Origin of the sequence: Tardiphaga sp. 866_E4_N1_4 (genome assembly GCF_052076075.1) — a bacterium.
Classification (GTDB): domain Bacteria; phylum Pseudomonadota; class Alphaproteobacteria; order Rhizobiales; family Xanthobacteraceae; genus Tardiphaga; species Tardiphaga robiniae.
On sequence record NZ_CP197242.1, the window covers coordinates 5,708,567 to 5,722,227 of the forward strand.

A 13,661-nucleotide genomic window follows, 5' to 3' on the forward strand; every position below is an offset into this window, starting at 1 on the left:
ATCAGGCAGCTTTCTGCGCGCCGTTCGGCCGGAAGCCCAACAGGTGACTAATGGCGAAAACGAGATCGGCGCGGTTCATCGTGTAGAAATGGAAGTCACTGACGCCCTGTTTGGCGAGCTTCTGCACCTGGCCGGCGGCCACGGTGGTGGCTACCAGTTTGCGTGTCTCGGCATCGTTATCGAGGCCGTCGAACTTGGCGGCGAGCCAGGATGGGACCGTGGTGCCAGCACGGGTGACGAAAGCTCTCGCCTGCTTGAAATTATGCATCGGCATGATGCCGGGCAGCACCGGGATATCGATGCCGCGGGCGCGGACCTTGTCGAGGTAGCGGAAGTAGAGATCGTTATCGAAGAACACCTGGGTGATGGCGCGAGTCGCGCCGGTATCGACTTTCGCCTTCAGCGTATCGATGTCAGCATCGAAGTCGGCGCTCTCGGGATGCTTCTCCGGATAGGCGGAGACGGTGACGTCGATATCGGGATAGCGGTTGCGGATGCTGGCGACCAGATCGGCGGAGGTCTTGTAACCGTCGGGGTGCGGTATATATTCCGTGCCGATGCCTGTGGTCGGATCGCCGCGCAGGGCCACGATGTGGCGAACGCCGGCCTCATGATAGCGGGTCACGACATCGTCGATTTCGCTTTTCGGCGCGCCGACGCAGGTCAGATGCGCCGCCGGGGTGAGGGCGGTCTCCTTGAGCAGACGGACGATGGTGGCGTGGGTGCGCTCGCGCGTCGACCCACCGGCGCCATAGGTCACCGACACGAAGGACGGGTTCAGCGGCGCCAGGCGCTCAATGGTGTCCCACAGGGTGCGGTCCATCTCCTCGGTCTTCGGCGGGAAGAACTCGAAGGAGATATTGGGAAGCTTGGTGGGGGTGGCCGGGTTGATCTCGGTCATCGCGTCAAACTCCACCGCATGAAGCGGTACCGGTTGTCTCTGGCGCCAAGCCCGGGGGACTTTGGCTGCACTGCACAAAGATAGGCTATGGTCGGTGACTGAAATAGCCCATCTGGAGCGGTTTTAGGGTGGGAATTGGCCCAACTAAGGGCAGATATCTCGCGTAATTTTCCTCGTTAGAATACAAGTGGGCAGCGCCGGTTTCTCGCAAAACTACCAGAATATGGCTGTAAATAGCCAATGTAGCCACTTCGATCTATAGACGGTGTATGTGGGCAAATGTCGTGTAATTATTCTTATATCAGAATTCATCCCACGAGAGGCGGCCCTTGCTGCGGTCGGCGTTTGGGGGAGGCGTCGGTGGCCCAAAACGCTCTTTGCCCTCTCCGGCGCAGGCACTAGCTTGGCGCCATGATCCCATTGTCCATTCTCGACCTCTCGGTCGTCACGTCAGGCACGCCGCCCGCGGGCGCGCTCCGCAACAGCATCGATCTGGCCAAACATGCCGATCGCCTCGGCTATGTCCGCTACTGGCTGGCCGAGCACCACAATTTGGCATCGGTCGCGAGTCCGGCGCCGGAGATCATGATCGGGCAGATCGCGGCGGTAACGCAGCATATCCGCGTCGGCTCCGGCGGCGTGATGTTGCCGAACCATGCGCCGCTGATGGTGGCCGAGCGCTTCAAGATGCTGGAGGCGCTGTTTCCCGGCCGGATCGATCTCGGCCTTGGCCGTGCGCCGGGGACCGATGGTGCCACAGCTTATGCGTTGCGCAACCGTCTTGCCGGCCGCGAGGGCGATGATTTCCTCGAGCGGCTGAGCGAACTGGTACTGTGGGAGACGCGGCAATTCCCGGCAGATCATCCCTATAACAACGTCGTGGCGATGCCCAATGACGTCCCGCTGCCGCCACTCTGGCTGCTCGGCTCCAGCGACTACAGTTCGGATCTGGCCGCGCAGGTTGGCATGGGCTTCGCTTTCGCGCATCATTTCGCATCCCATGATGCGGCGGATGCGATGGTGCATTACCGCGCGCGCTTCAAATCATCCGGCTGGCGACAGGTGCCGCATGCGATTCTCGCCGTCGCAGTGATTTGTGCGGAGACGGATGCCGAGGCCGAGCGGCTGGCCTCGTCAGCCGATCTCAATCGCCTGCGCCGCGACCGCGGCGAATATGCGCCGCTGCCAAGCGTAGAGGAGGCGCTGGCCTATCCCTATAGCGACAGCGAGAAGATGAAGGTCGCACGCAACCGTTCGCGACTGTTCGTCGGCAGCCCGTCGACAGTCATGGAAAAGCTGCAGCCGCTCATTAGCGAATGCCAGGCCGATGAGTTGATGGTCATTACCGCGATGTATGATCATGAGGCGCGGAAGCGGTCCTATGATCTGTTGGCGGATGTATTTCAATTGCAGAGAGCAGCAGCCTAGGCGCAGCGAGCTTTGCGAGCGCCGCGACAATGGGAGGGGATGATGGCGCCTCTGGTAACACCGCGTGGCCTTGGCGAAGTTGTTCTGCGTGTCAGCGATATGCCGCGCGCGGTCAGTTTCTATCGAGATGTCCTTGGCCTCAGTGTGCTGCGCGCCTTCGACGATCGGATTGTATTTCTCAAAGTGGAAGATGGCTTTGAAGGCCATCACCGGATTATCGGTCTTTTCAGGGCCGATCAGCCGTCCAATCGTGACGACACGAAATGGTCCGCTCCCGATTTGCGGGCACCCACTCTGCATCACCTTGCGCTGGAGATTGCGTTATCGGACTATCAGCCTGCTCTCGATGCCCTGACGAAGGCGGGTTTCAAGCCGAACACCTACGAACACCGATGGATCGGCTGGCGCTCCATTTACGTCACCGATCCGGACGGCAATATCGTCGAGTTGGTTGCGGTGGATGCGTCAATTTGCGAGGCGTCGTAAAGTTTCGAAAGGCAATGTCGGGATCGGGATTACCGAAACGTCCTTGGATCGGCGCCGTCACCACACGAGGTAAAACCTATGCTCTATGCAATCCTGGCCTATCACGTCGAAGACGTCGTCGTGTCGTGGACGGCCGACGAAGACACTGCGGTGATGGCCAATCTTCATGAGCTTCACGAGAAGCTGACGGCCGACGGCCGGATGGGGCCGGCTGCGCGGCTGGGCGGCACTAAGGGTGCATTCACCCTGCGCGGACCCGGCGCTGGCGTGGTCATCGACGGCCCCTTTGCTGAGACCAAGGAGCAGTTGCTCGGCTTCTATGTGGTCGATTGTGCGACCCGTGAGGACGCCGTCGCAACCGCGCGCGATCTGCGCCGCGTCAATCCGACTGCGGTCTATGAAATCCGTCCGGTTCAGCTATTTCTGCCCGGTTCGCCTATGGCGGCGACGCATGCGCTGACCGATCACGTCCGGCCGGCGTCGTCCTGAACTTGCTGGTTACGAGGTCGGTTCGCCGAAGGTCGCGCGGAAAGGGTGCGCCGGATAGACGCCGACGATCCTGAATTCGCGTGAGAAGAACTTCAGTTCTTCGAGTGCGAAAGCGAGGTTGCGGTCATCCGGATGACCGTCGACATCGGCGTAGAACTGCGTGGCGAAGAACTCGCCGTCGACCATGTAGCTTTCCAGCTTGGTCATGTTGACGCCGTTGGTAGCGAAGCCGCCGAGTGCCTTGTAGAGCGCCGCAGGAAGGTTGCGGACGCGGAAAACAAAACTGGTGACCAGCGGTTCGGAGCCCTGCGGCGCCCATTTGGCGTCTTTGGAAAGGATGACGAAACGCGTGGTGTTGTGATCCTCGTCCTCGACGTCCTCGGCGAGAATTTCGAGCCCGTAGATATCTGCCGCGAGCCGCGAGGCCAGCGAGGCGCAGCTCTTGTCGCCGCGTTCGGCAATCGCGCGGGCCGAGCCGGCGGTATCGGCGGCGACGATGGCCTTGATCCCCAGCTTGCGGATGATGCGGCGGCACTGGCCGAGCGCGTGGACGTGGCTTTCCACCGTCTTGATGTCGGTGAGCTTCGCACCGGGCAGCGCCATCATCTGGTGGTGAATGGGCAGAAACCACTCACCGACGATATGCAGGCCTGACTGCGGCAGCAGATGGTGGATGTCGGCGACGCGGCCGGCGATCGAGTTCTCGATCGGAATCATGCCTAGATCGGCCTCGCCCGAGGTGATCGCGGCCAGCGCATCCTCGAAAGTGGCGCAGGGCAGCGGCTCGGCATTCGGAAACGCCTCGACAATGGCGATATGGGAATTGGCGCCGGGCTCGCCCTGGAATGCGATCTTCATGATCTGATTTTTGGGAATGGTCATGGCGGGCCTTGTATCAGTCACTCAGGTTTTTGCCAGTAGCCGGCGGGCGGTTTCGAGATCCGCGGGCGTATCGACGCCCAGCGGGACGCTATCGACGATGGCGGCGTCGATCCGCATGCCGGCTTCGAGCGCGCGCAGCTGTTCGAGCTTTTCGCGGAGCTCCAGCGTGGAGGGGGCGAGTTTGACGAAGGCCTCGAGTGCGGCGCGCCGATAGGCATAAAGCCCGATGTGATGGTAGCGGGGCCCGTCGCCATAGGGCGCCGTGGCGCGAGTGAAATACAGCGCACGCAGCCGGTCAGGCCCGGCTGGCGAGCCGATCAGCTTCACCACGCTCGGATTGGTATGTTCGTCATCCTTGTGGATCTCGGTCGCCAGGGTCGCGATGTCGACCGCGGGGTTGTCGAGCAGGCGGACCGCGGCGCTAATGTCGCCCGGCGGAATAGTGGGGAGGTCGCCCTGGACGTTGACGATGGTCTGGACGTGTCCGGCCGGGTCCAGTTTGCACAGGGCCTCAAATATCCGGTCGGACCCTGATGGATGGTCCGGGGAGGTCATGACCGCCTCGAAACCGTGGGCTTTAACGGCGTCCGCGATGTCGGCCGTATCGGTGGCGATGGCGACACGGCCCAGACCGGCCTCTTTGGCGCGTCGCGCCACATGCACGATCATCGGCAGCCCGCCAATATCGAGCAGCGGCTTGCCGGGCAGGCGGGTCGCGGCCATGCGGGCGGGAATGAGCACCAGGGTGCGTGTGTCTGTCATGTCAAAATCGGCTTGGATTCCAGTGATCTTCCCCCCGAAAAGTATGATGCACATCAAAGGGCGCGGCGTTTATACGGGTTGCCAGAGGATGGGCAAACCGTTATCTCAAAACGGCAGGCCCGAGGGCCGCAGGAACGTGATTCCTGAGTGTGTCGAGGCCGTTGGAGCGGCCTTCCAATGACCTAAAACGGCGTGGGGCTTTTCGACTATGGACTCCTTCGAACTCAACAAGATTATGGGCGCCATTCTCGGCACCTGCCTGGTTCTGATGGTGACGAATTTCACCGCCCAGGCCGTGTTTTCACCGAAGCATATGGAAAAGCCCGGCTTTGATATTGCCGTGAAGGAAGAGGCTGCCGGTGGTGCCAAGGCTGCTGCCGCGCCGTCCGAACCGATCGAAAAGCTGCTGCAGACCGCTTCGGTCGAGAAGGGCTCAACCGCAGCCAAGAAGTGCGCCGCCTGCCATACTTTCGAAAAGGGCGGCCCGAACCGCGTTGGCCCGAACCTGTTCGGCGTCGTCAATGAGAAGGTGGGCGAAGGCAAGGCCGGGTTCAACTTCTCGGCGGGCATGAAGGCCAAGGGCGGCACCTGGACCTTCGAGGAGCTGAACAAGTTCATCGCCAATCCGAAGGGCACCGTGCCGGGCACGGCCATGGGCTTCGCCGGCATTCAAAAGGATAGCGAGCGCGCCGACGTGATCGCCTATCTGGCAACTCTCGCCGATAAGCCGGTGCCGCTGCCCACTGCAGCGAAATGAGGACGGTGTCGTAACGCTGTTCCTTGGTAATTTATCATCGATTAAACGGCCAGGCTCAGCCTGGCCGTTTTCGTATCTGCATTACCAAAGCTTAAGCGGGACGTTTGGCCGCAACGCGTTAGGATGCAACCAGCGTGACGGGTGGTATCCTGCGGAAAAGCCGGCATAATCGGTCGAACCCTCGCCTTATATGACCGTTCTAATAGACTGCTTCGGTTCACAGGATTCAGCACATTGACGATTTCCCGACGCCGCCTTCTCCAGACCAGCGCCTTCGCCGCACTTGCCCCTGTCATCGGTGGTACGGGCAGCCTCTCCGTCATCGATGCAGCAAGTGCCCAGTCTGCGGCAAAAGGTGCAGAATGGCGCCATGCGCTGTCCCTGTTCGGGGAGATCAAGTATCCGGCGGAGTTCAAGCGCTTCGACTACGTCAATCCGGAAGCTCCCAAGGGCGGCACCGTCCGCCAGATCGCCATCGGCACCTTCGACAATTTCAACATCGCGGTGGCCGGCGTGAAGGGCAACATCGCCGGTGCAGTCGGACTGATCTACGAGTCCCTTACGACAGGATCGCTGGACGAGGTCTCGACTGAATATGGCCTGCTCGCGGAAGCCGTCAGCCATCCCGAGGATTACTCCTGGGTGTCCTATCGGTTGCGTGCGAATGCCAGGTGGCATGATGGCAAGCCGGTGACCCCGGAGGATGTGATCTTCTCGCTGGAGTCGTTCAAGAAATATCACCCGCAATATTCTGCCTATTACCGCCATGTGGTGAAGGCAGAGAAGGTCGGCGAGCGCGAAATCAAGTTCACCTTCGATGCGCCCGGCAATCGCGAATTGCCGCAGATCGTCGGCCAGCTCACGGTGTTGCCCAAGCATTGGTGGGAGGGCACGAACGCTTCCGGCGCCAAGCGCGACATCGGTAGCACGACGCTGGAAGTGCCGCTCGGCAGTGCCGCCTATCGCATCAGGGATTTCGTGCCGGGCCGTTCGGTGTCGGTGGAGCGTGTGAAGGACTATTGGGGGCGCGACCTCAACGTGAATGTCGGTCGCAATAATTTCGACGAGCTGCGCTACGAATATTTCCGCGACGGTACCGTTGCGCTCGAAGCCTTCAAGGGCGACCAGGTGGATTGGCGCACCGAAAATAGCGCGAAGAACTGGGCGACGGCCTATGACTTTCCGGCGGTGGCCGAGAAGCGCGTTGTTCTCGAGGAATTCCTCAATCGCTCGTCGGGCATCATGCAGGGCTTCGCGCTCAACATTCGCCGCGATAAGTTCAAGGATCCGCGCGTCCGTCGCGCGCTGAATTATGCGTTCGACTTCGAGGAGATGAATAAGCAGATCTTCTTCGGCCAGTACAAGCGCATCTCCAGCTATTTCGACGGCACCGAACTGGCATCGTCAGGCCTGCCGGAAGGCAAGGAGCTGGAGATTCTGGAGACGGTGCGTGCCGAAGTGCCGCCGGAGGTTTTCACCAAGCCCTATACGAATCCGGTCGGTGGCAGTGCTGAAAATGTGCGCGGCAATCTTCGCGAAGCGCTACAACTGTTCAAGGAAGCGGGCTACGAAGTCCGTGATCGCAAACTGGTCAATGCCAAGACCGGTGCGCCGTTTGAGCTGGAATTGCTCGGCGAAGATCCCTCCTTCGAGCGCGTGATGCTGTTCTTCAAGCCATCGCTCGAACGTCTCGGCATCGGCGTGTCGGTCCGCACCATCGATGCCACGCAATATGAGAACCGGCTGCGGACCTGGGATTTTGACATCGTCGTGTCGTCCTGGCCGGAGTCGCTGTCGCCCGGTAACGAGCAGCGTGAATTCTGGGGTTCGCAAGCCGCCGATATGGCCGGCTCCCGCAATATCGTCGGCATCAAGAATCCTGCGATCGACAAGCTGATCGATCGCGTGATCTTCACCAAGGACCGCAACGATCTCGTCGCTGCGACCAAGGCGCTGGATCGCGTGCTGCTGTGGAACAACTTCGTGGTGCCGCAATGGACCTACAACAAGGTCCGCACGGCGCGCTGGGATCGCTTCGGTCGTCCGCCTGAGCCGCCGAAATACGGGCAGTCGGGTTTCCCCGCCATCTGGTGGTACGACGTCGACAAGGCCGCCAAGATCGGCAAGCGCTCTTGAGGAGCACATCGCGCATGGCGCAGCTCAATCGTCGGCACGTGCTGGGTCTCGGGATCGGCGCTATCGCGGCGTCACGCTTCAGCCCCGCTTTGGCGCAAGCGCCGAGCGAAGCCCACGGCATCTCCGCCTTTGGCGATCTGAAATACCCGGCCGATTTTCCGAATTTCGACTACGTCAACGTCAAGGCGCCGAAGGGCGGCGCCTTCTCGACGGTGCCGTCGAGCCGTGCATTCAACCAGTCGTTCCAGACCTTCAATTCGCTGAACGCCTATGTTCTGAAGGGCGACGGCGCGCAGGGCATGGGTATGACCTTCGCCCCGCTGATGGTGCGTGCGGGCGACGAGCCAGACGCGATGTACGGGCTGGTGGCGAAGTCCGTGCAGATCTCTGCCGATGGTCTGACTTATCGTTTTACGCTGCGACCGGAAGCGCGCTTCCACGACGGCAGCAAACTCACTGCACGTGACGCGGCATTCTCGTTGACGGCTCTCAAGACCAAGGGCCATCCCATCATCACGCAGCAGATGCGTGACATGGTCAAGGCCGAGGCTGCGGACGACCTGACGCTGGTGGTGACATTTGCCGAGAAGCGCGGCCGCGACGTGCCGTTGTTCGTTGCAGGCATGCCGATCTTCTCGCAGGCCTATTACGACAAGCGCGCATTCGACGAGTCCTCGCTGGAGGCGCCGCTCGGCAGCGGTCCCTACAAGGTCGGCCGCTTCGAGGTCGGGCGCTATATCGAATTCGACCGTGTGAAGGACTGGTGGGCCGCGGACCTTCCGGTCAATCGCGGCAGCTATAATTTCGATACAGTGCGGTTCGATTTCTATCGCGACCGCGACGTGGCCTTCGAAGGTTTCACCGGTCGCAATTATCTGTATCGTGAGGAGTTCACCTCGCGCATCTGGAACACGCGCTACGATTTCCCGGCGGTGAAGGATGGCCGGGTCAAACAGGAGATGCTGCCCGACGATACACCGTCCGGCGCGCAGGGCTGGTTCCTCAACACACGCCGCGCCAAGTTCAAGGATCCGCGCGTGCGTGAGGCGCTCGGTAACGCATTCGATTTCGAATGGACCAACAAGACCATCATGTATGGCGCCTATGTGCGCACGGTGTCGCCGTTCCAGAACTCTGACCTGATGGCGACCGGCGCGCCGTCGCCGGAAGAGATCGCATTGCTGGAGCCATTCCGCGACAAGGTGCCGGCCGAGGTTTTCGGAGCGCCCTATCTGCCACCGACATCGGATGGATCAGGTCAGGACCGTGCGCTGCTGCGCAAGGCCATCCAGCTCCTGAACGACGCAGGTTGCGCAATGAAGGACGGCAAGCGCATGACGGCGCAGGGTGAGCCGTTCAAGATCGAGTTTCTGCTTGATGAGCCTGCTTTCCAGGCGCATCACATGCCCTATATCAAGAATCTCGGCACGCTGGGTATCGAGGCCAGTGTGCGCCTTGTCGATCCCGTGCAATTCCGCGCACGCCGTGACGATTTCGACTTCGATGCAGCCATCGAACGTTTCAGCTTTTCCACGATTCCCGGCGATTCCCTGCGTTCGTTTTTCTCGATGCAGTCGGCAGCGACCAAGGGCTCGAACAATCTCGCCGGCATTTCCGATCCTGTGGTCGATGCCCTGATGAACGAAGTCATCGCCGCCGATACGCGCCCCAAGCTGGTTTTCGCGGCGCGAGCGCTGGATCGTGTCATCCGCGCCGGCCGCTACTGGGTGCCGCAATGGTACTCCGCCTCGCATCGCGTGGCCTATTGGAATGTGTTCGGCCATCCCGCAAATCTGCCGAAATATATCGGCGTCGGTGCCCCCGATCTGTGGTGGGCGTCCGTAAAACCGTCAAGCGAGCAGGCCAAATAGCATGGGCGCATATATTGCACGGCGCGTGCTGCTGATGTTTCCCACGCTGCTGGGAATCCTGTTCGTGTCCTTTGTCGTGGTGCAATTTGCGCCCGGTGGTCCCGTCGAACGCGTGATCGCGCAACTCAGCGGCGCCGATACAGGCGCGTCGCGCGTTTCCGGTTCATCTGGTGGTGACTTCGGTAACCGTGCGCAGCCGGGCGCCGCAGGCGATGCGGTGAACTCGAAATATCGCGGCGCGCAGGGGCTCGATCCGGATTTCGTCAAGAGCCTGGAAAAGCAGTTCGGCTTCGACAAGCCTGCGCCGGAACGTTTCGCGCTGATGCTGTGGAACTTCGCCCGCTTCGATTTCGGCAAGAGTTACTTCCGTGACACGACAGTGCTGCAACTGATCAAGGAGAAGCTGCCGGTCTCGATGTCGCTCGGCATCTGGATGATGCTAATCACCTACCTGATCTCGATCCCGCTCGGCATCCGCAAGGCGGTGCAGGACGGCTCGCGCTTCGACACCTGGACCTCGGCCGTCATCATTGTCGGTTTCGCCATCCCCGGCTTCCTGTTCGCGATCCTGCTGATCATCCTGTTTTCCGGCGGATCGTTCTGGAGCATCTTCCCGCTGCGCGGCCTGACTTCGGACGGCTGGAGCCAGTTCCCGTGGTACTGGAAGATCATCGATTATTTCTGGCACATGACGCTGCCACTGATCTCGATGGTGCTCGGTGCCTTCGCCACCATGACGCTACTGACCAAGAACTCGTTCCTCGATGAAATCCGCAAGCAATATGTGATGACCGCGCGCGCCAAGGGCTGCAATGAGCGGCAGGTGCTCTACAATCACATTTTCCGTAACGCCATGCTGATCGTCATCGCCGGTTTCCCGGGCGCGTTCATTCACGCGTTCTTCTCGGGCTCGCTGCTGATCGAAACCATCTTCTCGCTCGACGGCCTCGGTCTCCTCGGCTTCGAGAGCGTGCTCAACCGCGATTATCCCGTGGTGTTCGGCACGCTGTTTATCTTTTCGCTGGTCGGTCTTGTCGTGAACCTCCTGTCCGATCTGGCCTATATGTGGATCGATCCGCGGATCGACTTTGAGGCGCGAGAAGTCTGATGACCATCACCGCGCCCGTGCCCGTCGAAACCACCACGCTGTCGCCGCTCGGCGAAGCCGTGCCACCGTCGCGTCACCCGCTCGGCATCTCGCCGCTCAACCAGCGTCGCTGGCAGAACTTCAAGTCCAATCGCCGTGGCTACTGGTCGTTCTGGATTTTCTTGTTCCTGTTCTTCATCTCGCTGTTCGCCGAGGTGATCGCCAATGACCGGCCGTTCTTCATCAAGTTCGACGGCAAGATGTATTTCCCGGCTTTCGTCACCTATTCGGAGACGACCTTCGGCGGTGATTTCGAGACGGCTGCGGACTATCGCGATCCCTTCCTGCAGAAGCTGATCGCCGAGAAGAACGGCACCATCCTCTGGCCCCTGATCCGCTATTCCTACGATACCCACAATCTCGATTTGCCGACGCCGGCGCCGTCAAAGCCGACATGGATGCTGACCGAAGAACAGTGCAAGTCGGTGGTCGAGAAGAAAGGCCTCAAGAGCTGCCGCGATCTCGAATATAATTGGCTCGGTACGGACGATCAGGGCCGCGATGTCGTCGCGCGGCTAATTTACGGCTTCCGCATCTCGGTGCTATTCGGTCTCGCGCTCACGATCGTTTCGTCGATCATCGGCATCGCGGCAGGCGGTGTGCAGGGCTATTTCGGCGGCTGGGTCGATCTGGCCTTCCAGCGCTTCATCGAAATCTGGAGTGCGATCCCGTCACTCTATCTGCTGCTGATCCTGTCGTCCGTGCTGGTGCCTGGCTTCTTCGTGCTGCTTGGGATCCTGCTGCTGTTCTCATGGGTATCGCTCGTAGGTCTCGTGCGCGCCGAATTCCTCCGCGGGCGCAATTTCGAATACATCATGGCGGCGCGGGCGCTCGGCGTATCCAACGCCAAGATCATGATCCGGCATCTGCTGCCCAATGCCATGGTTGCCACGATGACCTTCCTGCCATTCATCGTCTCATCCTCGGTGATGACGCTGACCGCGCTGGATTTCTTGGGCTTCGGCCTGCCGCCAGGCTCGCCGTCGCTCGGCGAGCTGCTGTCGCAAGGCAAGGCCAATGTGCAGGCGCCCTGGCTCGGCTTCACCGGTTTCTTTGCGGTGGCGATCATGCTGTCGCTGTTGATCTTCATCGGCGAGGGCGTGCGCGATGCCTTCGATCCGCGCAAGACGTTCAGGTAGGGCCGCAGCATGGATGCCATCAACCAGCCGCTGCTCGATGTGCGCGATCTCTCGGTCGCGTTCCACCATGGCGGCAATACATCGGTCGCGGTCGACAGGGTGTCGTTCGAGATCAAACGGGGCGAGTGCGTGGCGCTTGTGGGCGAGTCCGGCTCGGGCAAATCCGTTAGCGCCATGTCGATCCTGCGACTGTTGCCCTATCCGACAGCATCACATCCGTCCGGCCATATCCGCTTCAAGGGCCATGAGCTCCTGAGCATGTCGGAGCGCGAGATCCGTGGCATCCGCGGCAACGACATCTCGATCATCTTCCAGGAGCCCATGACCTCGCTGAACCCGCTGCACACCATCGGTGCGCAGATCGGCGAGATACTGCAACTCCATAACGGCATCCGCGGCAGCAAGGCGCGCGAACGAACGCTGGAATTGCTGACGCAAGTCGGCATTCCCGACCCGGAAACACGCCTCGCCAGCTATCCGCATCAATTGTCGGGTGGTCAGCGCCAGCGCGTGATGATTGCGATGGCGTTGGCCAATGAGCCGGATCTGTTGATCGCTGATGAGCCAACCACCGCGCTGGACGTCACGGTGCAGGCACAGATCCTCGCTCTGCTGGCCGATATTCGTCAGCGGCTCGGCATGAGCCTTCTCTTCATTACCCACGATCTCGGCATCGTCCGCCGCATCGCAGACACCGTCTGCGTCATGAACAATGGCAAGATCGTCGAGCAGGGTCCGGTAGAGCAGGTATTTACGTCGCCGCAGCATCCTTACACACGCGATCTGCTCGCGGCTGAGCCGAAGCCGGATCCGGCACCGCCACGGCCCGAAGCGCCGGTGGTGATGTCCACGGACGATCTCAAGGTCTGGTTTCCGATCAAGCGCGGATTGCTGCGCAAGACGGTGGGTCACGTGAAGGCCGTGGACGGCGTCAGTCTGAAGGTGCGCCAGGGCGAGACGCTGGGTGTCGTCGGCGAGTCCGGTTCGGGCAAGACCACGCTCGGTCTTGCGCTGCTGCGGCTGATCTCCTCGCAGGGGCCGATCGTGTTCCTGAGCAAGGATATCCAGGGTTTGCAATTCAAGGACATGCGGCCGATCCGGCGTGACATGCAGATCGTGTTTCAGGATCCGTTCGGGGCGCTGTCGCCGCGTATGTCAGTCGGAGATATCGTCGCCGAGGGGCTCAGCGTGCATCAGCCCTCTCTCTCTGCGGAAGACCGCGAGGCGCGTGTTATCAAGGCGCTGCAGGATGTCGGGCTCGATCCCAAGACGCGGTTCCGCTATCCGCATGAGTTCTCCGGCGGCCAGCGCCAACGCATCAGCATCGCGCGCGCAGCCGTGCTGGAGCCAAGCTTCGTTGTGTTGGACGAGCCGACCAGCGCGCTCGACATGTTGTTCCAGGCGCAGATGGTGGACCTCCTGCGCGAGCTGCAGCGCAAGCGCGATCTCACTTATTTGTTTATCTCACACGATCTGCGCGTGGTCGCGTCACTAGCGAGCCACCTCATCGTGATGCGGCACGGCAAGGTGGTCGAAGAGGGCCCGGCTGCAGATCTGTTCAAGAATCCGAAGACCGACTACACCCGCGCGCTGTTTGCTGCGGCGTTCCGGATCGAGACGACGCCCGGTGGAGCTGCGGCGTAGTAGGTTGCGATGACGAAGG

12 protein-coding genes are annotated in these 13,661 nt (G+C 61.0%); 9 read left to right on the forward strand and 3 right to left on the reverse strand.

The window, feature by feature from the left end; all coding sequences use genetic code 11:
* Position 1: 1 nt before the first annotated feature.
* Positions 2-901, reverse strand: a complete 900-nt coding sequence (metF, locus tag AB8B20_RS27500; protein ID WP_439073912.1) for a methylenetetrahydrofolate reductase [NAD(P)H] — start codon at positions 899-901, stop codon at positions 2-4.
* A gap of 411 nt (positions 902-1,312) precedes the next feature.
* Between metF and AB8B20_RS27505 the strand changes: the two genes are divergently transcribed.
* The 3 genes from AB8B20_RS27505 (at position 1,313) to AB8B20_RS27515 (ending at position 3,304) form a co-directional block, all read left to right on the forward strand.
* The gene (locus tag AB8B20_RS27505; RefSeq protein WP_439073911.1) at positions 1,313-2,329 is read left to right on the forward strand and encodes an LLM class flavin-dependent oxidoreductase; all 1,017 of its coding nucleotides are present in this window, start codon (positions 1,313-1,315) and stop codon (positions 2,327-2,329) included.
* Positions 2,330-2,368: 39 nt separating this feature from the next.
* Positions 2,369-2,815 carry a VOC family protein gene (locus tag AB8B20_RS27510; protein ID WP_093759238.1) on the forward strand — a complete coding sequence of 149 codons (447 nt, stop codon included), beginning with the start codon at positions 2,369-2,371 and terminating at the stop codon, positions 2,813-2,815.
* A 78-nt stretch (positions 2,816-2,893) separates the two neighbouring features.
* A complete protein-coding gene (locus tag AB8B20_RS27515) occupies positions 2,894-3,304 on the forward strand; it encodes a YciI family protein (protein ID WP_093759237.1) in 411 nt (136 codons plus the stop codon).
* A 9-nt stretch (positions 3,305-3,313) separates the two neighbouring features.
* Here AB8B20_RS27515 and AB8B20_RS27520 read toward each other — a convergent pair whose 3' ends face one another.
* Positions 3,314-4,162 carry a prephenate dehydratase gene (locus AB8B20_RS27520; RefSeq protein WP_068736325.1) on the reverse strand — a complete coding sequence of 283 codons (849 nt, stop codon included), beginning with the start codon at positions 4,160-4,162 and terminating at the stop codon, positions 3,314-3,316.
* 45 nt (positions 4,163-4,207) lie between these two features.
* Complete coding sequence (locus tag AB8B20_RS27525) at positions 4,208-4,948, reverse strand: 3-deoxy-manno-octulosonate cytidylyltransferase (RefSeq protein WP_439073910.1); 741 nt, start codon at positions 4,946-4,948, stop codon at positions 4,208-4,210.
* A gap of 208 nt (positions 4,949-5,156) precedes the next feature.
* Here AB8B20_RS27525 and AB8B20_RS27530 point away from each other — a divergent pair, with 208 nt between their 5' ends.
* From AB8B20_RS27530 to AB8B20_RS27555, 6 genes are all read left to right on the forward strand, one after another.
* Positions 5,157-5,705, forward strand: a complete 549-nt coding sequence (locus tag AB8B20_RS27530; protein WP_068736206.1) for a c-type cytochrome — start codon at positions 5,157-5,159, stop codon at positions 5,703-5,705.
* A 234-nt stretch (positions 5,706-5,939) separates the two neighbouring features.
* On the forward strand, positions 5,940-7,841 hold the full coding sequence (locus tag AB8B20_RS27535) for an extracellular solute-binding protein (RefSeq protein WP_439073909.1): 1,902 nt from the start codon (positions 5,940-5,942) through the stop codon (positions 7,839-7,841).
* A 14-nt stretch (positions 7,842-7,855) separates the two neighbouring features.
* A complete protein-coding gene (locus AB8B20_RS27540; protein WP_439073908.1) occupies positions 7,856-9,712 on the forward strand; it encodes an extracellular solute-binding protein in 1,857 nt (618 codons plus the stop codon).
* Position 9,713: 1 nt separating this feature from the next.
* Positions 9,714-10,820: a microcin C ABC transporter permease YejB gene (locus AB8B20_RS27545; protein WP_068736211.1), complete on the forward strand. Its 1,107-nt coding sequence runs from the start codon at positions 9,714-9,716 to the stop codon at positions 10,818-10,820.
* The gene (locus tag AB8B20_RS27550) at positions 10,820-11,998 is read left to right on the forward strand and encodes an ABC transporter permease (RefSeq protein ID WP_439073907.1); all 1,179 of its coding nucleotides are present in this window, start codon (positions 10,820-10,822) and stop codon (positions 11,996-11,998) included. Before AB8B20_RS27545 ends, AB8B20_RS27550 begins: the two co-directional genes overlap by 1 nt.
* 9 nt (positions 11,999-12,007) lie before the next feature.
* A complete protein-coding gene (locus AB8B20_RS27555; protein WP_439073906.1) occupies positions 12,008-13,642 on the forward strand; it encodes an ABC transporter ATP-binding protein in 1,635 nt (544 codons plus the stop codon).
* Positions 13,643-13,661 lie beyond the last annotated feature (19 nt).

Excerpts from the sequence above, each read along its gene's own strand:
- metF (WP_439073912.1), bottom strand. The coding sequence starts at position 901 with ATGACCGAGATCAACCCGGCCACCCCCACCAAGCTTCCCAATATCTCC.
- AB8B20_RS27505 (WP_439073911.1), top strand. The coding sequence starts at position 1,313 with ATGATCCCATTGTCCATTCTCGACCTCTCGGTCGTCACGTCAGGCACG.
- AB8B20_RS27510 (WP_093759238.1), top strand. The coding sequence starts at position 2,369 with ATGATGGCGCCTCTGGTAACACCGCGTGGCCTTGGCGAAGTTGTTCTG.
- AB8B20_RS27515 (WP_093759237.1), top strand. The coding sequence starts at position 2,894 with ATGCTCTATGCAATCCTGGCCTATCACGTCGAAGACGTCGTCGTGTCG.
- AB8B20_RS27520 (WP_068736325.1), bottom strand. The coding sequence starts at position 4,162 with ATGAAGATCGCATTCCAGGGCGAGCCCGGCGCCAATTCCCATATCGCC.
- AB8B20_RS27525 (WP_439073910.1), bottom strand. The coding sequence starts at position 4,948 with ATGACAGACACACGCACCCTGGTGCTCATTCCCGCCCGCATGGCCGCG.
- AB8B20_RS27530 (WP_068736206.1), top strand. The coding sequence starts at position 5,157 with ATGGACTCCTTCGAACTCAACAAGATTATGGGCGCCATTCTCGGCACC.
- AB8B20_RS27540 (WP_439073908.1), top strand. The coding sequence starts at position 7,856 with ATGGCGCAGCTCAATCGTCGGCACGTGCTGGGTCTCGGGATCGGCGCT.
- AB8B20_RS27545 (WP_068736211.1), top strand. The coding sequence starts at position 9,714 with ATGGGCGCATATATTGCACGGCGCGTGCTGCTGATGTTTCCCACGCTG.
- AB8B20_RS27550 (WP_439073907.1), top strand. The coding sequence starts at position 10,820 with ATGACCATCACCGCGCCCGTGCCCGTCGAAACCACCACGCTGTCGCCG.
- AB8B20_RS27555 (WP_439073906.1), top strand. The coding sequence starts at position 12,008 with ATGGATGCCATCAACCAGCCGCTGCTCGATGTGCGCGATCTCTCGGTC.